Source organism: Dyadobacter luticola (assembly GCF_005860805.1).
Lineage (GTDB): Bacteria > Bacteroidota > Bacteroidia > Cytophagales > Spirosomataceae > Dyadobacter > Dyadobacter luticola.
In genome coordinates this window covers 397,542-415,549 of the sequence record NZ_VCEJ01000005.1, presented here as the reverse complement: position 1 = coordinate 415,549, position 18,008 = coordinate 397,542, and the positions used below count along the sequence as shown (strand labels likewise).

The following is an 18,008-nucleotide window of genomic DNA, read 5'->3' as shown; positions in this document are numbered from 1 at the left end:
CTTTGTTTATAACGGCATTTTCAGTTTTTGGTTTCTGCGCGGGGTTTTATTTTGGCCCAAATAACGATTTACGATAGATATGATTCGATACAAGCAGTTTATGTTGGCTAACGGCCTGAAGGTATTTGTTCACGAGGATTTTTCGACACCGATGGCGGCTGTCAACATTCTGTACAATGTTGGCTCGCGGGATGAGGACGAAGAACGTACCGGCTTTGCCCACCTGTTTGAGCATCTGATGTTTGGCGGTTCCAAAAATATCCCGAGCTACGACATTCCCGTCCAGAACGTGGGTGGCGAGAATAATGCATTCACTTCGCCCGACATTACGAATTACTACATTACCCTGCCTGCCGACAACGTGGAGACCGCTTTCTGGCTGGAATCCGATCGGATGCTGAGCCTATCTTTCGACCCGAATGTGCTGGAAGTGCAGCGAAAAGTGGTGATTGAAGAATTCAAACAACGTTATTTAAATCAGCCTTACGGCGATATGTGGCTCAAATTGCGGCCTCTTGCTTATAAATCCCACCCCTACCGCTGGGCTACGATCGGAAAAGACATCGAGCACATTGAACGCGCTACGATGAACGATGTACAGGATTTTTTCTTCCGTTTTTACCGCCCCAATAATGCTGTAATGGTGGTAGCTGGCGCGGTCACATTTGAAAAAGTGCAGGAACTGGCCGAAAAATGGTTTGGCGGGATTCCGTCGGGTCCGGCTTATGTCAGAAATGTCCCGAAAGAGTTGCGGCAAACCGAAGCCAGGCACATTGAAACTTCCGCCTCCGTGCCGCTGGATTCTTTGATCAAAGTTTTTCACATGCCGGGCCGATATGAAGATGGTTTTTATGCAGGTGATTTGCTGAGCGATGTTTTGGGAAGAGGAAAATCTTCGAGACTTTACCAGCGACTTTTGAAAGAACGAGCGCTTTTCAACGGTATCAGCGCGAGCATTACTTCTTCGCTGGATCCCGGTTTGCTGATGATCAAAGGAAATTTGAACCCGGGTGTAAAACTGGAAGAGGCAGACGAAGCGGTGAAGGAAATTTTGCAGGAAATCATGGAAACCGGCGCTTCGGATGAAGAGGTGGACAAAGTTAAAAACCAGTCGGAAGCCTCGCTGGCATTTTCGGAAGTGGAACTTTTAAACCGGGCTATGAACCTGGCATTTGCAGCCAATGCCGGTAATGTGGATTGGGCAAATAGCGATGCGGAAATTATCAGGGGCATTACTAATCAGGACATTCACAATGCTGCGAAGGAAATCCTGCGTCCAGAAAATGGATCTACCTTATATTACCGCGCAGAGAACAAAGCGGCAGCATTGGTTTAAAAAACCTTATTTAGCGCCCAGGAGATAAACATTTACTTCCGGATGCATGGTGTAAAACCGAAGCTGCGAGCCGTCATTGACAGAAATACCGCTCGACTTATCATTCCCTAAAATCGGGTTTTTCTCGTATTTTTTCCAGTGGATCAAATCCTTGGAAACCGCAATATTGGTCGACCACTCGTGCCAATCTTTGAATGCGGACGCGTGATAATAACCGTAGTACAGACCATTGTACTTGATAATCTGGTTCATTGCGACGGCAAACTGGTCATATTTTTCCGGACCCATTTTCAAAACCGGCTCGTCCTGCACATTTGTCCACTGTTTCAATGTTTGGGAAGTTGCGAGCCACACACCCAAATCGCCCCTTTCGTAAAACAGGTACCAGGTGCCATTCTCTTTCCAGATTGCTGGCGTACCGAAAGCACCTTTTTCGATGGGGTAGCCGGTTGTCAGTCTGATATCCAGCGGCCCCTGATCTTTCCAGTTGATTTTGTCCGTAGAGGTCAGCAAATGTGAGGTATCGCCCCGGCTTTCAGCGAACATATAGTAAGTGCTGTCGTTTTTGATCACCGATATATCTTCGATCCAGAGCGAGGTATGGATCGGCTTTTCCGAATATCTTTTCCAGCTAAAACCGTCTTTTGAAGTGGCCAGACCGAGGTATTTAATGCTGTCGCCGGTTTTCTCTGTATACCCGGTGTACCACAAATAATACGTGCTGTCTTCCCGGAGAATGTAGCCCCGCTCCCTGATTTTCTCATCCCAAACCGTAGAATCGCCGGTTCCTGCGAAAATGGGATTGGCTTTATAAGGTTTAAAACTGACGAGTTCTTTGGGAAATTCGTTGACTTGCTCTTTCTGATTCGGCCTGTTGCAGGAAATGATAATCAGGCTTAGTAAAATGAGCAGCAACGAATGTTTCATCGGGTTTAATCTTCTGGTAAAAATGTGAGATAACTAAAATTCTGTTCATTAAAGAGCTCCTGCGCGATTTCTTGCAACTGTCCGGAGGTGATCTGCTCTATTTCACTAAAAATCTCAGGAAGGGAATCCACCCTGCCGGTATCCAGTAAACTTTTCGCCATCATGAGCATAAAACTCATATTGCTCTCCTCCGACATCGCCAGCTGGCCCATTAGCTGCACTTTGGTTTGGTGCAGTTGCAAGTTTGAAAGCGGCACTTCGCGCACTTTCCGCAGCTCTTTATGGATCAATGCAATGCTTTTATTCAGCTGCTTTTGTTCGGTTCCAAAGAAAATTCCCATGAAACCGATATCCAGGTAAGGCGTGTAATTTCCTTCAATAGAATACACAAAGCCATATTTTTCTCTCAGCGATAAATTAAACTTCGAATTCATGCCCGGCCCGCCCAAAAGATTTACGAGCATAAAAAACGGCAACCGGCGATCGTCGAGCAAGGAATAGGCTGGCTGACCCATCGCACATTGCGCCTGCTGGATCGAGCGTTCCTTCTGTTGATTTACTGGAATATAGGTCAAAGGGGCTATTCGCTTGCGGGAAGTTGATTTTGCCGGGATATCGCCCAGGTATTTTTCAGCAACTTTAATGATCTTGGAAAATGGTAGACGACCGACCGACGAAACGACAATCCGCTCGGTATCAATGTTTTCGTTGATAAATTCAAATAAATGTTCGCGGCCAAAAGAATTGACCGTTTCTGCGGTTCCCAGAATGTTGTTGCCCAGTGCATGATCAGGAAAAACGAGCTGATCAAAATCATCCTGGATCGCATCTTCCGGCGAATCGACGTACATTGACATTTCTTCTAGAATCACATTTCGCTCACGCTCAATCTGTTTGTCAGGAAAAACCGAGTGAAATGTAATGTCGGCGAGCAAGTCCATCGCCTTTTCAAAATGATCATCCAAAACCGACGCGTGGAAACAGATTTTTTCCTTCGTGGTATAAGCATTCAGCTCGCCACCCACATTTTCGAGGCGGTTGATGATATGGTAAGAACTCCGCTTTTCGGTGCCTTTGAAGGCCATGTGCTCCCAAAAATGCGCTAAACCCTGCTGATGCGGCAGTTCATCGCGGCTGCCGATATCGAGCATAATGCCGCAATGTGAAATCTGGGTGTACGGTACCTGCTTGTGGGCAATTCGGATACCATTGGCCAGCGTATGTATCTGATAATCTTCTGTATTTGAAATTGAGGTGGATTTCGGGTTTCCCCGCTTACGAATGTTGTTTCTCTTCATTCCTGATTAACACAAAATACCGGCCAATAATTTTCGGTGGTATCCACAAAAATACGGACTTTTGCTCGTAAACCTTGCACAATGCCTATGCGTATTGGATTTGATGCCAAGCGGGCTTTCGCCAATAAAACCGGTCTCGGAAATTATAGCCGATTTATTCTGAATGCGCTGAATACCTTCGAGAAAAAGCATGATTATCTGGCCTTTACACCCAAGAACAACCAGAATCTTTTCCCGGATTTTCCAAAAAATGCGATACGGTTCCCGGAAAACTTTTTGGATAAAAAACTCTCCGCCTACTGGCGCTACGCTTCCATTACGAGCCAGTTAAAAAGCGAAAAAATTGACGTCTTTCACGGATTGAGCAACGAACTTCCGCAAGGTTTGGGCCGCGCTAACATTAAATCCGTAGTAACCATTCATGATTTAATTTTTGAAAGACTTCCGCAACATTACAAACCCATCGACCGGCTTATTTACAGGCACAAATTCAAATCCGCCTGCCAACATTCTGACACAGTTATCGCCGTTAGCGAGCAGACGAAACGTGATTTAATTGAGTTGTATCAGATTGAAAATGATAAGATAAAAGTTATTTACCAGGATTGCAGCCCTGTTTTTAAACAGCAGATCGACATTTCAGAAAGGCAAAAAATCCTGGATCATTATCAAATCAATACGCCTTACATTCTGAGTGTAGGAACATTGGAAGAGCGTAAAAATCAGCACCGACTCGTGGAAGCATTTGCTGGTTTGAAGTCGCATGATTTTAAACTGATTTTAGTTGGAAAAACGACACCATACATTCAAAAAATCAGGAATAGCATTCAAAAATACAAGCTGGAAAATCAGGTTTTGATTCTGGAAAATGTTCCAACTGCGCATTTGCCAGCATTGTATCAATCCGCTGAAATTGCTGCCTACATCTCTATTTATGAGGGTTTTGGCATTCCAATCCTTGAAGCATTGCATAGCGGTACGCCGGTTTTATCCGCAAAAGGTTCTTGCCTGGAAGAAGCAGGTGGCCCCGGCGGGCTCTATGCTGATCCTTTTAAAACAGAAGACATCAGCAGCCAATTACAAAAATTGGTTACTGATGTCAGTTTGAGAAAATCTCTGGTGGATGCAGGACAAGTTCACATTCAGCAATTTGCAGGAAGTAACATTGCCCGGCAGCTAGTGAATTTATATCAACAAATCAGCTAGTTACTTTTCGCGGTACTGCTCAATGATCCGAAAAAGTGCTTTTTGTTTTTCCAGATCCGGAAAGAAATCAAAGAGCTGAACATGGGCATCATAATCCAATGTCAGCGCAACTTCAAGATTAATCAGCGCCTCGCGGTAATCGCCGCCGTGGATTTGGTATACCGCCATTCTGTAATATAAGTCCGCTTCTTCCGGCATTTCATCTATCGCAGCCTGCAAAAGATCACATGCCCTCGCGTAATTTCCTTGTTCAAATAAAACATGCGACCACTTCAGCCAGATATCCGGATTCGAAGGCTCTATTTCCGCTGCTTTTTCAAAAGCTTCAAATGCTGAAATAACATTGCCGACTTTGAATTCTGTTTCGGCCAAAGCCAGCCAGTAATCAGGATTTAATTCGGTGATCTGGATCGCTTTTCTGAGAAAACCAACCGCCTCATACCAGCGCCCCAACTCACTGAAACAGATTCCCATACCATACCAGCCATCGTCCCACTGGTTATCCAGTTTCACGGTTTGGCGGTAATATTTGATCGCCGTTTCGTACTCGCCCAGTTTTTCAAAACAAGTACCCAGGCAGCAGCAAGTTTCGGGCTGCTCGCCTTCCAACTCGATCGCCCGCAGATATTGATCTTTGGCCTGTTCATATTGTTCCAGGTTCATGTAGGCATTACCCAACTGGAAAAAAGCCGATGCAAAATCATCTTTAACCAGCGTCGCATACTCATAAGCATTCACAGCATCTTCATGCCGTTCCAGCTTGCTGAATGCAATGCCGAGATTGTACCAGGCATGATGTGAAAACGGGTCGCGGTCGACCAGCTCATTATAGTAATCGAGGTGGCTTTCCAGCTGCCCGACCAGGTCGAGGCAATGTGCCAACTCGTACAATGCACTTTCGTTATTCAGGTTATTGCGCAGCGATTTTTTGTAGAATTTGATCGCATCCTCATACTTGCCCCAATTCTGGTACGTCTGCCCGATCTGGAAGTAAATTTCATCTTTATCCTCCACCCGCGTAAGCAGATTTTCCAGCAGCTCGATCGCCTCTTCATACTCGCCCATCATGTTGGAAATACCCACCTGCATAAACGAAATTTCAATGTCGCCCGGATGGAAAAGAGAGGCCCTTTCCAGAATTTCCTGAGCCTGTTCATGTTCGCCCCGGTTGGAGTGGAGCTGAACCATATTTAGCAGAAGATCAAGTGAATAAGGGTAGTCCGACAGTCCCAACTCACACGCCTTGAAGGCTTTTTCCCAATCTCCCTTTTCTATGTAGTGAACCGTTACTTTTTCGTAGGTATCTAAATCAAAAAAGACCGGCTCGCTGGTTTTTAACATTCTTTCAAACCTGAGCAATGTCTCTTTCATATAATCCTTTCTTTCCCCAAAATTTTTCTCCATCATACAAACTGCTAGGTTAGAATTGACGGCCAGCACACCACTTGATAATGAAAGAAAGTTATAAAAATATTTCTCTTATTTCAAACTCTTACTTACCAAACTTTCGCTGACGCGGGCCACCGTTTTTTCAATCGGCTGGAAGTCAAAATCAAGAAATTTTTTGATTTTATCATTACGATAGCTGATTTTTCTGGCTGCGGACTGGGCTGTTTCTTTGGTAATCAAAGGTTTTGTTCCGGCTAAAAATGTCCTCACCGCCTCGATACGCCAGATAACGTCCGCAAGTCCTGGACTTACCTTCAACCAGGGTTTTTTCTTGTGCATGGCCGTCGCTATCAGGTTAAACAAATTCTGATAAGAAATACTTCCCGCATTCAGGAGAAATCGCTCCCCGGAAATATCAGAGCCCAACAAACGATATACAACCTCCGCTACATCCCTGACATCCACATAATTGGCAATACCTTCCGTGTAAAATGGTTTTTCCCGGTACACATATTTAAAAATCTGCGTACTGCTTTTTTCCCAGTCGCCTTCACCCAAAATCAATGTCGGATTGACGATCACGGCATTAAGTCCTTCCGAGGTCCCGCGCCACACTTCTAGTTCTGCCAGGTGTTTCGTTTTTGCATACTCCGAATTTTCCGGGGAATCTTCCCAGCGCTGGTCTTCGTCCAGGATCGTAATTTCGCCAGCTACCAGCTTCCGAGGATCGGGCCGGCCTAATGCTGCAATGCTGCTGACGTGACAAAGCTTTTTGCCCGGATATTTCAGGCAAACATTCACCACATTGGCGGTACCCTCCACATTGACCTTAAACATCTGCTTGCGGTCTTTTGGAATAAAAGACACTACCGCGGCGGTATGTACCACAAAATCAACATTTTGAATCGCAGTTTCCAGTGAACATATATCGAGAATATCCCCCTCAACCCAAGCAATCTTCGACGCAACATCCGCCAGCAGGCTACGATCCGAATCCGGACGCACCAGCGCAAATACTTCATGCTGATCAGACAAAAACCGCCTCGCAACTGCACTGCCGACCAGGCCAGTGGCACCGGTTATAAGAATCTTCATAAGATTTAGAACAAAATGTCGGTACCAAAGTTCGTGATTGAAAAGTCAGTACACAAAAAGATCCCTTCCAGAAATGAAAGGGATCGGAAAATGCTTCGCTTGTTCTTTTTGATTACACTTTGGAAACCGACAAAGAATCTTCAAATTTTTTAATCACCGTCAGATAACCTTCCAGAAGCTTTGATCTATCGTTCTGCTGATTGTGTTTAAGCAACGATAACATTAATTTCTTTCTGGGTTTATTTCCAGTCCCACCATTTTCGATTAATTTTTGTTCCTCTCTCGCTTCGGCCTCTTTCTGCCTTATCATATCCGCGATCGCTACTTTAAGCAACTTTTCATTTTCGACACTTTCATTCATCTGTAAATGTGTGTCTTGTACTAGCTTCGCAAATTGCTCTTTGTCAATATTTCCCTCCAACTTTGAGAGACATTTCAAGATAAGATCATAATTGCCCAGATGCGACTCAATTAGCTCATTGGTATAAAATTGCAGGTCCTGATACCTATCCGAGTTCATGATTTTATAGTCTAGTAAAAGCCTTTTCGCGTACTGATTTCTAAACTGACTTAACATTATTCTCTCATCCTTATAAGTTTCGATGAATTTCCGGTAGCCAGCTTGCGCCTTCTTTCGTTCTATTTCAATTCCCTCATTCTTAGGATGGATTGTGAAATCAAAAATTTCCTGCACTTTTTGATAAAGCTCGTTTTCTGATCGGAATAATAATGTAAGATCTCCGTTCTTCCGGATCGCCTCCATTTCCTTCCTACTCTCGTAACCTGGCAATGTTGGAAAAAGATTTGTTTCCGAGGCTTTTGTAATAGGTATTAATCCGTCCTTTCTTTCTGGCTGGTCGTCACTGCCAGGATTACAAGCAATGCAAAGCAAGGCCGAAAGCACAGCTAAGAATGCGTTTTTCATTTTCATTTTGAAAAAAGTTAAGTGTGGTAAAATTGATATATCTGGCTAAACCGCTCCGCATCCCATCTCACTCTGGGCTTGTCCGATCGGTATGTAGGAAATTTCGGTGAATATTATTTTTCCACCTGAGTCGAAATAAATTTGTGTAACCATCGCTGAGCCACTTGAAGGCGCACAACAGTTATTTGAACTCGACATCCATTCAGTAGTTGCTTCGGCACAGACTCCACCAAATGAGCTTGTAACAGTATCGAAGTTTTTACAGGGCTTGAGTCCAAACACAGATACCGTCAAAGACAGCGTTATAATCGAAAAGCAAGCAAAAGTTTTCAAACTCTTCATAGTCATTTAAATTTTGGTTTGACTGAAAATTTCCTGCTGCAGCAATGCAAAATTCCCCCAAATACATCTTCCATCCAATAGCAATAATTGGACAAAATCGGACAAAACTGGACAAAGTTGGACAGGCGGATTAGTTGCAGATTCTTTCCAGAATCTCAGCGTATAATTTCGGGGGTATCAATCCTCGCGGGATCTCGATTTGAAGAACTTTTAGCTTTCTGTAAAGTGTTTTGGGAGAGACTCCTAGCTCATCCGCCAGCTGCTGGCGCGTCTTAAATTGTTCTTTCATGGGAGAGTAGTGTGTAAATATTACGATCACAAGTATATCAAATTTAAGTTCAAACCAAAAACCGTTTCACACTATTACGCTCAGCGTAAATTAACCGCGTGAGCAACACTTACTGCGGGGCTTTTTGCTAATTTTACCTCTTGTTACTACTTATTTTAACTAATGCCCATCACGAATCCTAAAAGATACACTGTTACAGCCGCGCTGATTTATGCCAACGGACCTATTCATATTGGTCACCTGGCCGGCTGCTATATACCTGCGGATATTTACGTCCGTTACCTGCGCTCGAATGAGAAAGAAGTTGCATTTATCAGCGGTACCGATGAGCACGGGGTACCCATCACCATCCGCGCAAAAAAAGAAGGCTTGACTCCGCAGCAGGTTGTCGACAAATATTACGCGCAAATTGACCAGGCATTCAAGGATCTCGGGGTTTCATTTGACATTTATTCCCGCACGAGCCGACTGGTGCATCACGAGACTTCCCAGGAAATTTTCAGGGAGCTTTATGATAAAAATGTTTTTGTGGAAGAAACTACGGAGCAGTATTATGATGAAACGGCGCAGCAATTTCTGGCTGATCGCTACATCGTCGGTACGTGCCCGGTTTGCGCCAACCCGAATGCCTATGGTGATCAATGTGAGCGCTGCGGGTCCACATTAAGTCCGCTCGAACTTAAAGATCCGCGCTCAACCTTGTCGGGTGCGAAGCCGGTTTTGAGAGTGACCAAAAACTGGTACCTGCCGCTGGATAAAATGCAGCCGCAAATTGAAAATTATGTCAACAGCCACACGGAGTGGAAAACAAACGTTTTCGGGCAATGCCAATCCTGGCTGAAAGATGGTTTGAAACCGCGGGCGATGACGCGTGACCTGGACTGGGGCATCAAAGTGCCGGTAGCCGACACCGAGGGCAAGGTGTTATATGTCTGGTTTGAAGCGCCGATCGGATACATTTCTGCGACGAAAGACTGGCTTACCCAGCAAAATGGGACGGATGAAGGCTGGAAAAAATGGTGGCAGCCTGAAAATGATCCGGCGGAAGGTGAAACCAAACTGGTACATTTTATAGGAAAAGACAACATTGTATTTCACTGCATCATTTTTCCGGCGATGCTGATGGCGGAAGGACATTATATACTTCCTGACAATGTTCCCGCCAATGAATTTATGAACCTGGAAGGTGATAAAATCTCGACGTCCAGAAACTGGGCGGTGTGGCTGCATGAATATCTGGAAGAATTGCCTGGCAAACAGGATGTTTTGAGATATGTACTCACTGCAAACGGCCCTGAAACGAAGGATAGCGAATTTACCTGGAAAGATTTCCAAACCCGCAATAACAGCGAGCTGGTAGGTATTTTTGGGAATTTCATTAACCGCGCGGTCGTTTTGACGCATAAATTTTGCGGAGGACGCGTGCCGGCTGCGGGTGAATTATTGAACATTGACCAACAAGTTTTAACTGAATTACAGGCATTTCCGGGCAGGATTGGAGAAGTAATTGAAAATTATCGTTTTCGGGAGGCTTTGACGCTGACGATGGATTTGGCGAGGTTAGGAAACAAGTATCTGGCTGATACCCAACCCTGGCACGTCATTAAAACAGATCCTGAGCGGGTTAATACGATTTTGAACATTGCGCTGCAAATTTCGGCGTCACTGGCCATCGTTGCTGAGCCTGTGCTGCCTTTTACATCGGCGAAGATTTGTGAACAATTTGGTCTGGATAAACCTTTGTGGAAAAATGCCGGAAGAGCAGATTTACTTTCAGCCGGTCAGCCTATTTTAGAGGCAAGTTTGCTTTTTGAAAAGATTGAAGATCAGCTGATTGAAAAACAAATTGAGAAATTACACGAGGCAAAAAGAATGAATGAGCTGGAAGGAAAAACCGTATTGCCAATTAAAACGGAAATTCAATTTGACGATTTCTCGAAAATGGATATTCGGGTAGCGACGATCCTTGCGGCCGAGAATGTTCCAAAAAGTAAGAAGTTATTAAAACTGCTGGTGGATATTGGTTCAGAGCAGAGAACCGTCCTGAGTGGAATTTCAGAACATTTTAAAGCTGAGGACATTATCGGAAATAAGGTGCTCTATCTGGCAAACCTTGCTCCCCGTAAAATGATGGGTATGGAAAGTCACGGAATGATACTGATGGCGGAGGACCGGGACGGAAGCCTTGCGTTTGTGCAGCCGGGAAAAGAAGTGTGGAACGGAGGAACCGTCAGTTAGGCAAACTGAGGATAAAAGTTCGCCCCAACCTTTGGTCATAATCAAATGTTGGGGCGTTTTATATTATTGAAATTCTTGCTGGACTTTGGCGTAAACTACCTTGATTTTATCTACCAGCGCCTGACATTCTTTTTCTTCAAGCTGGTCGATTGTATTGCTCACGGCATTTGAAATAACCTTCCCTTCCTCATTCACTTTCGCGCCTTTTTGTTTGATTACGCTCAGAATGTTTTCCCACTCACCTACCAGTCCATCGGAAAAATATCTCGGCTCAATAATGTTAAAATAGGCCGATTGGGATTTGAGTTTTTGCTTAACAGAGGCTGACTCCGGAGACGTCTTAAGCTCATCTACAAGCTTAGTCAATTCGATGTAAGCGAAAATATTAGATTTTTTCATAACGTTGAGTTTGGAAGGGTAATTTATAAATATCGAATCGAAGATAAGGAGATACACCTCGATTTTTTCCTAGTTTTTCAAATCTTTACCATATCTTAATATAATCTATTAGAAGGATACAATTCAAATAACGGCAAACAGAAATCGATGTTTGGACGCTAAAAAGGCCATAGTTAATATTTTAGCATATCCAATTAAAAAAATATTAAATAAAAAAGCCCGACAGTGATAACTGCCAGGCGACTTAATTAGATCCAAATTCTGATTTTCTACCAGCGTTCGATTTCCACCTTTCTGTGGAAGTCTCCCTGCTCGTTTCCGTAGGGCAGAAAAAGTACCAGATGACGAAGCGTATCGTCGTACTTGGCGGAGATGTTTTCCACATCCACACCGTCAGGAATTACAAATGTATTAATGAAACGAACTGTTTTCCACTGCTCTTCTTCGGAAAGGTTTGCTTGTGAAAATATTGGTAACAAATGGAAAAGTTTAAGATTATTGGTATTTCTCTTTCCCTTAACCACTTCTAATTGCAGATCCTCAACCTCGATACCAGGAATTTTCACAACTACTTCAAAACCCTCCGACCCTTTGTCAAGCTTTATAGCGGGCTCACTCATTCCACCATTGACTGTGTTAATGAAATCAATGTTCATCAACATTTCCTGTGGGATTTTCAGTTTGCTTTCCATAGCTATCGCGTTTTAGGTTCACAAGTTTTATTTCATTAACGAAAAACTGTGTGCCAAAGATCGGAGCGAGGGAAAAATTCTGAAAATCAGACGGCTGTAACTTTGGTTAAATAGTTGATTGGCAACATATTAACCCATTTTCATTTTTATTTCAAAAACCAAATAATCCGTAACTGGAATAATAGCGACAAAATTACAGTATCGGGTTTCGATTCAAGACATTATGTCTTACTACAACATTTCCTGGCAACTAGCGATCATTATGTCCGAGGTTGCGATCAGGTGCGATCACGTCCCGGATTTTCTGTTTAAGTTCTTTTGCATCAGGGAAATGTCCTTCCCTTTTCCGGTCCCAGATCAGCTCTTCATTGAGTTTTATCGTATAGCGGCCGCTCACTTCCGAAGGTATCAGTGCAACTGCGTGAAGGTCGTCGGAAAAAGTGGTCAGCAGCTCCTGCGCCATCCAGGCTGAGCGCAGCAACCAGCCGCATTTCGGGCAGTATTCTATGGTGATGGTGGGTTTCATAAATTTTAAAAAGTTAAATGTCGAAAGTGACAAATATGCCTTATAAATCAAAAAGCCGCAGAAGAAACTCCCACGGCTTTCATGTGTTAACCTAACCCTTTTAATCTTAATGAGAAAGCTCTGCGAGTCTTCCCTAACGCTTTACAAATGTATATGGCCGACGCAGGTAATATTAGCGTGAAAATCCCTGATTTTTTGATTAAGTAGCATTACATTGTGCCCTCCGTGATACTGCCCGATTTGGTGCGTAATATTACGCGTTTATCTTTGCTGTAAAATAAAGTGTACTGATTAACAAGCAGTTACTTAAAACCGTTTAATCAAAACAAACAAAAGCTGCTTGCTGTTAAAAAGGACACTGGCTACATTTACATATATTCGTTTTTTTGTCAATTCCTTATAAAATTTTTATGAACCCTGCAAAATTTACAGGCCAAGAAGGGGCACTCGTTTCCGCAAAAGATGCATTGCAGCTCACTAGTCCGCACAGAAAAAAGGAGAAAGATTGCCGCGAACGTGGTGAAAATTTCGTTCGTGCAGAATTTTTTGGAATCCATACATTCAACCAATTGATAGACCAGCATGGTGACAATTGTGTGGGGTTCAGGGCTTATTACGGAGTCGTTGATGAAGATGATATGGATCAGATTAAAGGTAAGGCCGATCGTAAAAAAGCCACTCCCCGATTGATCCTCGTTCCGGTCGACGCACAGGGAAATGATCTGACCCACAGCGCTCAGCTAGGCGCTTTACTGGATGACGATCAGGAAACTGGAAAAGGATCAGGTGGCATGAAAGATATGCCTGCTCAAAAAGAAGTAATGCGGGGCGGGCCACTTTGCCCTAGCGATTGTTAGAAATGCTGTAATCCCACACACTATGTCTGAAATATACATAGCTTTTATAGTCAGAAAACCCATTCCAAGTATTGCCGTTTTCATCACACTATTGCCGTTGATTTTACTTGTAGTCAGGAAAGCTTATCTGGATCCGTCCTTCAAACTGCTTCTTTTCTACCTGTTCGCGAAATTGGTCATCGACCTGATTATGCTTCACTCGGCATCATTGCACAGAAATAATCTGATATTTTATAATCTCAGCATCCCACTTTTCTATGCTTTGTTAAGCGGGATGTTCTATTACAAGATCAATTCGCAGAGTTATAAGAGGCTGCTGACATTTACGATGGTCGGATTTGCGGCATTTACTATCTGGGATATTTTCCACTCGAATTCAGAGCTGAACGATATGCATAATCACCGCGCAGTTTTATATTCGATGACTGTCCAGGGCGTGTTAATTATCGCAATTATTTTGTTGTATTTTTATGAGATTATCAAATCACTGCAAATACCCAATCTGCTGACTTTTCCGTTTTTCTGGGTTTGCTCTGGCCTGTTACTCTATTTTTCCAGTCTCATATTTATTGCACCGGTTTTGCATTATACCGCAACCTGGAACAATTCAATCGATCTGGGAATAATCCGCACTATACCTTTTATATTTGAGATACTTTGCGCCGTGCTTTTTAGTGTTGGCATTTATTATTTCCCCCTGAAAGATTATGCAAAACAGTGAGGAATTAAAATGGGCTTTACTCATTGCCTCCCTCGCAATGCTGACCATGGCGTTCTGCATGATCTCCTTTGTGATGTACTACCAGAAACGAAGGTTTGAGGAGGAGAAGAAGATCAATGACATCGAGAAAAACTACAACCGCCTGCTGCTCGATACGGCCCTCAATTCAGAAGAGACCGAAAGAAGAAGGATAGCGCAGGATTTGCATGACGACATTGGAACCATGCTGTCACTTACCAAGTTAAGCCTCAACCAGCTCAATAAGCTGGTCAGTAAAATCGGCGATGACAAGCAGGACCTGATTATGAAAAAGTCGCAGTCGCTGGTGGAAGAAACCATACTGCACGTCCGCCGCATCACCCGAGACCTTGTTCCAACTACTCTGGAAAGATTCGGATTGATGGAAGCCATCGAAGAATTTATCAACAAGCTTGAAGAGGATAATAACCTGGTAATTTCCTTTCATTCGAACACCGAAGAATTTCCACGCCAGGGCCAGAAGCTCGAACTAACCCTCTACCGCATTATGCAGGAGCTGGTAAATAATGCGATTAAGCACGCAAGCTGCTCCAAAATCGATATATCATTGGAAGTGGATGACCAGTTTATCGGTCTGAGAGTCACCGATAATGGTGTCGGTTTCGATCCCGAGAAGATCAAGGAAAACAATCTTGCAGGTCTTGGCCTGCTAGGCATTGAAAGCCGTCTGTCTATCGTGAACGGTACCATGCAATATGAGCGACCGTCGTCCGGAGGTTCCAGCGCATTTGCGCAAATCCCGGTTATGCCAATTCCCGAAAACAAACCTGAACCTTTGCACCCATTCCGCAGAGAACGCGTGAATATTTAAATTATGAAAACTCTAAAACTTGGAATCGCCGACGATCACGAGCTTTTCAGAAAAGGGTTTATCTCTATGCTGAGCGGCATTCCGGATTTCGAATTTGTGCTTGAAGCCGCCAACGGGCAGGAACTGCTGGACCGTCTCCCGGCAAACACACCGGATATTGTGTTTATGGACCTGCAAATGCCCGTCATGGATGGTATCCAGGCCACGGAAGCTGCATTTGACAAATTTCCCAACATCAAGGTCATTGTCGTTTCTATGTACAATGAAGACCGCTTCGTAATTCACATGCTCGAAAAAGGTGTGCAGGGTTATCTGCTGAAAGATACCAGCCCTGACGAAGTTGAAAAAGCGATCCGCCGGGTGGACGAAGACGGTTTTTATTATAATGATTTCGTTTCCAAGGCGATGCACCGCAAAATGGTGAATCGCCAGGTGAACAAACATCCTTTTTTCCCAAATGCCTGTAATGTGGCCTTGTCCACCCGCGAGAAAGAAGTGCTGCAACTCATTTGCGACGGGCTTTCCACAACTGAAATCGGTGACAAGCTTTTTATCAGTGTCAGGACAGTTGAAGGGCATCGGTTAAGGGTTTTAGAAAAAACCGGGACTAAAAGTACTGCCGCCGCCGTCGCATTTGCCTACAAAAATCAGCTGCTGAACTAGGCTGTCATCCGGGCCAGAAACTGCAAATAGCAGGATTTTATAGTATATTTCCCGAAGAAAAATCTTCGTCATGCTATGAAAGTCCTCATCGTCTGCACAAACCATGATACCTACCCTACCAAGTCATCCAAAACGGGTTTATGGCTGAGTGAGCTCACACATTTTTATGATGTGATGGTCAAACGAAGGATTTTTGTCGATATCGTGAGCCCATCTGGCGGCAATGTTCCTGTGGATGAACGAAGCATGGACCTCAAAGATGAGTGCAATGCATTGTATTGGAACAATGCGGAGTTTCAACAGAAGTTACAGCATTCCTTAAGTCCTGACCAGATAAATCCCGCCGATTATCGTCTCATTTATTTTACAGGAGGCCATGGCGCGATGTGGGATTTTCCGGATAATTCCGCTCTTCAAAATATCGTTAGGCACATTTACGAACACAACGGAACAGTAACTGCCGTATGCCACGGCGTAAGCGGCTTATTGAATGTTAAGCTTTCCGACGGTTCGCTTTTGATCCAGGACAAATACCTCACCGGGTTTTCAAATGTCGAAGAAGCGCTGATGAGCTTCGTCAGCGAAGTGCCGTTTTATTTGGAAGATAAACTAAAAGAACAAGGCGCTCATTTCACTAAAGCCATGATCCCGTTTATGGAGTTCATCGAGCTGGATGAAAGACTGATCACCGGACAGAATCCGAATTCTGCCAGAAAAGTAGCTTCAAAAGCCGTAGAAGAGCTTTTTGAGAAATAAAAATTCAGGAAAATAGAGAAATCCTAAACCTTGGAATCCGAGAATAAAGCCTTGAATGTCGGAAGGATTTCATCTTTCTCGGAAACAATCGGATTCGAAACTTGCCAATCGATCCCCAGATCAGGATCATTCCAGAGCAGACCAGATTCAGCCTCCTTATTGTAGACATTCGTGCATTTGTAGCTAAAAATAGAATCCTCCAAAGCAGCAAAACCGTGCGCGAAGCCTTCGGGGATGTAAGCAAAATTGTTCAGATCACTTCTCAGCTCGAAAATTTCATGCTTGCCGAAAGTAGGCGAGTCGGGACGCAAGTCAACAGCGACATCTAGAACACGTCCGGAAATGACGCGAACCAATTTTCCTTGCGCGAACGGAGCATTCTGGAAGTGAAGACCTCTTACAACCCCTTTGATAGAGAAGGACTGGTTATCCTGAACAAAATTTGTAGGAAGACCATGCTTTTCAAAAGCTTGTTTGTTAAAAGACTCAAAAAATGCTCCCCGAGAGTCCTCAAAAACCCGTGGAAAAATCTCAACTAAACCCGCGATTGAAGTTTCTCGAATCTGCATATTATGAATTCAACGTTAGTAAATACCAGGAGGCTATTATTCCAGCAAATTTATGAATCTATTGTTAGAGGTTGTAATTTCGCCGCAATATTTACAAAATCATGACATACAAAGAGCTTTATCAACAAATTCTACGGAAAAAATCTTATTTGTGCGTCGGTCTTGATACCGATATCCGTAAAATCCCTGCCCATTTGCTCAGAACCCCCGACCCTATTTTTGAATTCAACAAGCAGATCATTGATGCCACTGCGGACTTTTGCGTTTCCTATAAACCCAACATTGCTTTCTACGAAGCGCTGGGGCCGAAAGGCTGGGAAAGTCTCCAAAAAACGATAGAATACATCCCCAAAGAACATCTCTCCATCGCTGACGCAAAACGCGGCGATATAGGTAACACTTCTGGACTTTACGCACGGACATTTTTCGATCCGTCGTCGTCCGGCCTGGATTTCGATTCGGTGACGGTCGCGCCATATATGGGAAGCGATTCTGTAAAGCCTTTTCTGGAATTTGAAAATAAATGGGTCATTTTGCTGGCTTTGACCTCTAATCCCGGGAGCGCCGATTTTCAAAGGTTGAATGTTGGTAATGCTTCACTTTTTGAAGAAGTCCTGAAAACGTCCCAAACCTGGGCCGGCTCCGATCGGATCATGTATGTGGTAGGCGCCACGCAGGCCTCGGAATTTGAAAAAATCCGTCAGATTATCCCTGATCATTTTTTACTGGTACCTGGCGTCGGCGCGCAGGGAGGCAATCTTGAAGAAGTTTCGCGGTTTGGGATGAATACAAGCTGCGGGCTGCTCGTGAATGCCTCGCGTAGCATTATATATGCCGGCAATGATTATGATTTTGCCCAGAAAGCAAAACAGGAAGCCTCGGCGCTGCAACAGGAAATGGAAATCTATCTTGACAAATACTGTAATTAAT

At 44.0% G+C, this 18,008-nt stretch carries 20 protein-coding genes; 9 read left to right on the top strand and 11 right to left on the bottom strand.

Translation table 11 applies throughout. The features are described 5' to 3' along the window. Positions 1 to 79: 79 nt before the first annotated feature. A complete protein-coding gene (locus FEN17_RS20770; RefSeq protein ID WP_138367308.1) occupies positions 80 to 1,336 on the top strand; it encodes a M16 family metallopeptidase in 1,257 nt (418 codons plus the stop codon). A gap of 6 nt (positions 1,337 to 1,342) precedes the next feature. Here the strand turns inward: FEN17_RS20770 and FEN17_RS20765 are convergent, their stop codons facing one another. Then, positions 1,343 to 2,263 (bottom strand): glycoside hydrolase family protein, encoded by a 921-nt coding sequence (locus FEN17_RS20765; RefSeq protein WP_138367307.1) that lies wholly within the window; start codon positions 2,261 to 2,263, stop codon positions 1,343 to 1,345. A 5-nt stretch (positions 2,264 to 2,268) separates the two neighbouring features. Then, complete coding sequence (locus FEN17_RS20760; RefSeq protein WP_138367306.1) at positions 2,269 to 3,561, bottom strand: M16 family metallopeptidase; 1,293 nt, start codon at positions 3,559 to 3,561, stop codon at positions 2,269 to 2,271. A gap of 87 nt (positions 3,562 to 3,648) precedes the next feature. Between FEN17_RS20760 and FEN17_RS20755 the strand changes: the two genes are divergently transcribed. Further along, complete coding sequence (locus FEN17_RS20755) at positions 3,649 to 4,767, top strand: glycosyltransferase family 4 protein (protein ID WP_138367305.1); 1,119 nt, start codon at positions 3,649 to 3,651, stop codon at positions 4,765 to 4,767. Here FEN17_RS20755 and FEN17_RS20750 read toward each other — a convergent pair whose 3' ends face one another. The 5 genes from FEN17_RS20750 to FEN17_RS20735 all read right to left on the bottom strand — a co-directional run bounded on the left by FEN17_RS20750 (position 4,768) and on the right by FEN17_RS20735 (position 8,807). After that, positions 4,768 to 6,174 carry a tetratricopeptide repeat protein gene (locus FEN17_RS20750; protein WP_138367304.1) on the bottom strand — a complete coding sequence of 469 codons (1,407 nt, stop codon included), beginning with the start codon at positions 6,172 to 6,174 and terminating at the stop codon, positions 4,768 to 4,770. Between the two features lie 72 nt (positions 6,175 to 6,246). Beyond that, positions 6,247 to 7,251 carry an NAD-dependent epimerase/dehydratase family protein gene (locus FEN17_RS20745; RefSeq protein WP_138367303.1) on the bottom strand — a complete coding sequence of 335 codons (1,005 nt, stop codon included), beginning with the start codon at positions 7,249 to 7,251 and terminating at the stop codon, positions 6,247 to 6,249. Between the two features lie 112 nt (positions 7,252 to 7,363). Beyond that, on the bottom strand, positions 7,364 to 8,176 hold the full coding sequence (locus FEN17_RS20740) for a hypothetical protein (protein ID WP_138367302.1): 813 nt from the start codon (positions 8,174 to 8,176) through the stop codon (positions 7,364 to 7,366). 45 nt (positions 8,177 to 8,221) lie between these two features. Then, the gene (locus FEN17_RS27535) at positions 8,222 to 8,518 is read right to left on the bottom strand and encodes a hypothetical protein (protein ID WP_205748181.1); all 297 of its coding nucleotides are present in this window, start codon (positions 8,516 to 8,518) and stop codon (positions 8,222 to 8,224) included. A gap of 130 nt (positions 8,519 to 8,648) precedes the next feature. After that, positions 8,649 to 8,807 (bottom strand): helix-turn-helix domain-containing protein, encoded by a 159-nt coding sequence (locus FEN17_RS20735; protein ID WP_138367301.1) that lies wholly within the window; start codon positions 8,805 to 8,807, stop codon positions 8,649 to 8,651. Positions 8,808 to 8,969: 162 nt separating this feature from the next. Between FEN17_RS20735 and metG the strand changes: the two genes are divergently transcribed. Next, positions 8,970 to 11,045: a methionine--tRNA ligase gene (gene metG, locus FEN17_RS20730; RefSeq protein WP_138367300.1), complete on the top strand. Its 2,076-nt coding sequence runs from the start codon at positions 8,970 to 8,972 to the stop codon at positions 11,043 to 11,045. Positions 11,046 to 11,108: 63 nt separating this feature from the next. Here metG and FEN17_RS20725 read toward each other — a convergent pair whose 3' ends face one another. The 3 genes from FEN17_RS20725 to FEN17_RS20715 form a co-directional block, all read right to left on the bottom strand. Beyond that, a complete protein-coding gene (locus tag FEN17_RS20725) occupies positions 11,109 to 11,444 on the bottom strand; it encodes a hypothetical protein (RefSeq protein WP_138367299.1) in 336 nt (111 codons plus the stop codon). 269 nt (positions 11,445 to 11,713) lie between these two features. Then, positions 11,714 to 12,136 (bottom strand): Hsp20/alpha crystallin family protein, encoded by a 423-nt coding sequence (locus FEN17_RS20720; protein ID WP_138367298.1) that lies wholly within the window; start codon positions 12,134 to 12,136, stop codon positions 11,714 to 11,716. 250 nt (positions 12,137 to 12,386) lie between these two features. Next, on the bottom strand, positions 12,387 to 12,662 hold the full coding sequence (locus FEN17_RS20715; protein WP_138367297.1) for an Rdx family protein: 276 nt from the start codon (positions 12,660 to 12,662) through the stop codon (positions 12,387 to 12,389). A 386-nt stretch (positions 12,663 to 13,048) separates the two neighbouring features. On the opposite strand from FEN17_RS20715, the gene FEN17_RS20710 reads away from it, so the two are divergent. The 5 genes from FEN17_RS20710 to FEN17_RS20690 all read left to right on the top strand — a co-directional run bounded on the left by FEN17_RS20710 (position 13,049) and on the right by FEN17_RS20690 (position 16,509). After that, positions 13,049 to 13,519, top strand: coding sequence for a hypothetical protein (locus FEN17_RS20710; RefSeq protein WP_229208925.1), 471 nt, complete (start codon positions 13,049 to 13,051; stop codon positions 13,517 to 13,519). Positions 13,520 to 13,616: 97 nt separating this feature from the next. Beyond that, positions 13,617 to 14,240, top strand: a complete 624-nt coding sequence (locus tag FEN17_RS20705) for a hypothetical protein (RefSeq protein ID WP_229208924.1) — start codon at positions 13,617 to 13,619, stop codon at positions 14,238 to 14,240. Further along, the gene (locus FEN17_RS20700; protein ID WP_138367295.1) at positions 14,227 to 15,090 is read left to right on the top strand and encodes a sensor histidine kinase; all 864 of its coding nucleotides are present in this window, start codon (positions 14,227 to 14,229) and stop codon (positions 15,088 to 15,090) included. Before FEN17_RS20705 ends, FEN17_RS20700 begins: the two co-directional genes overlap by 14 nt. Before the next feature lie 3 nt (positions 15,091 to 15,093). Then, the gene (locus FEN17_RS20695) at positions 15,094 to 15,753 is read left to right on the top strand and encodes a response regulator transcription factor (RefSeq protein WP_138367294.1); all 660 of its coding nucleotides are present in this window, start codon (positions 15,094 to 15,096) and stop codon (positions 15,751 to 15,753) included. Positions 15,754 to 15,828: 75 nt separating this feature from the next. Continuing rightward, positions 15,829 to 16,509, top strand: coding sequence for a type 1 glutamine amidotransferase domain-containing protein (locus FEN17_RS20690; protein ID WP_138367293.1), 681 nt, complete (start codon positions 15,829 to 15,831; stop codon positions 16,507 to 16,509). 23 nt (positions 16,510 to 16,532) lie between these two features. On the opposite strand, the gene rfbC is transcribed toward FEN17_RS20690, so the two are convergent. Next, on the bottom strand, positions 16,533 to 17,078 hold the full coding sequence (gene rfbC / locus FEN17_RS20685; protein ID WP_138367292.1) for a dTDP-4-dehydrorhamnose 3,5-epimerase: 546 nt from the start codon (positions 17,076 to 17,078) through the stop codon (positions 16,533 to 16,535). A 101-nt stretch (positions 17,079 to 17,179) separates the two neighbouring features. On the opposite strand from rfbC, the gene pyrF reads away from it, so the two are divergent. Continuing rightward, positions 17,180 to 18,007 carry an orotidine-5'-phosphate decarboxylase gene (pyrF, locus tag FEN17_RS20680; RefSeq protein WP_138367291.1) on the top strand — a complete coding sequence of 276 codons (828 nt, stop codon included), beginning with the start codon at positions 17,180 to 17,182 and terminating at the stop codon, positions 18,005 to 18,007. Position 18,008: the final 1 nt, after the last annotated feature.

Coding starts and splice junctions, on each gene's coding strand:
- FEN17_RS20770 (WP_138367308.1), top strand. CDS start 80: ATGATTCGATACAAGCAGTTTATGTTGGCTAACGGCCTGAAGGTATTT.
- FEN17_RS20765 (WP_138367307.1), bottom strand. CDS start 2,263: ATGAAACATTCGTTGCTGCTCATTTTACTAAGCCTGATTATCATTTCC.
- FEN17_RS20760 (WP_138367306.1), bottom strand. CDS start 3,561: ATGAAGAGAAACAACATTCGTAAGCGGGGAAACCCGAAATCCACCTCA.
- FEN17_RS20755 (WP_138367305.1), top strand. CDS start 3,649: ATGCGTATTGGATTTGATGCCAAGCGGGCTTTCGCCAATAAAACCGGT.
- FEN17_RS20750 (WP_138367304.1), bottom strand. CDS start 6,174: ATGATGGAGAAAAATTTTGGGGAAAGAAAGGATTATATGAAAGAGACA.
- FEN17_RS20745 (WP_138367303.1), bottom strand. CDS start 7,251: ATGAAGATTCTTATAACCGGTGCCACTGGCCTGGTCGGCAGTGCAGTT.
- FEN17_RS20740 (WP_138367302.1), bottom strand. CDS start 8,176: ATGAAAAACGCATTCTTAGCTGTGCTTTCGGCCTTGCTTTGCATTGCT.
- FEN17_RS27535 (WP_205748181.1), bottom strand. CDS start 8,518: ATGAAGAGTTTGAAAACTTTTGCTTGCTTTTCGATTATAACGCTGTCT.
- FEN17_RS20735 (WP_138367301.1), bottom strand. CDS start 8,807: ATGAAAGAACAATTTAAGACGCGCCAGCAGCTGGCGGATGAGCTAGGA.
- metG (WP_138367300.1), top strand. CDS start 8,970: ATGCCCATCACGAATCCTAAAAGATACACTGTTACAGCCGCGCTGATT.
- FEN17_RS20725 (WP_138367299.1), bottom strand. CDS start 11,444: ATGAAAAAATCTAATATTTTCGCTTACATCGAATTGACTAAGCTTGTA.
- FEN17_RS20720 (WP_138367298.1), bottom strand. CDS start 12,136: ATGGAAAGCAAACTGAAAATCCCACAGGAAATGTTGATGAACATTGAT.
- FEN17_RS20715 (WP_138367297.1), bottom strand. CDS start 12,662: ATGAAACCCACCATCACCATAGAATACTGCCCGAAATGCGGCTGGTTG.
- FEN17_RS20700 (WP_138367295.1), top strand. CDS start 14,227: ATGCAAAACAGTGAGGAATTAAAATGGGCTTTACTCATTGCCTCCCTC.
- FEN17_RS20695 (WP_138367294.1), top strand. CDS start 15,094: ATGAAAACTCTAAAACTTGGAATCGCCGACGATCACGAGCTTTTCAGA.
- FEN17_RS20690 (WP_138367293.1), top strand. CDS start 15,829: ATGAAAGTCCTCATCGTCTGCACAAACCATGATACCTACCCTACCAAG.
- rfbC (WP_138367292.1), bottom strand. CDS start 17,078: ATGCAGATTCGAGAAACTTCAATCGCGGGTTTAGTTGAGATTTTTCCA.
- pyrF (WP_138367291.1), top strand. CDS start 17,180: ATGACATACAAAGAGCTTTATCAACAAATTCTACGGAAAAAATCTTAT.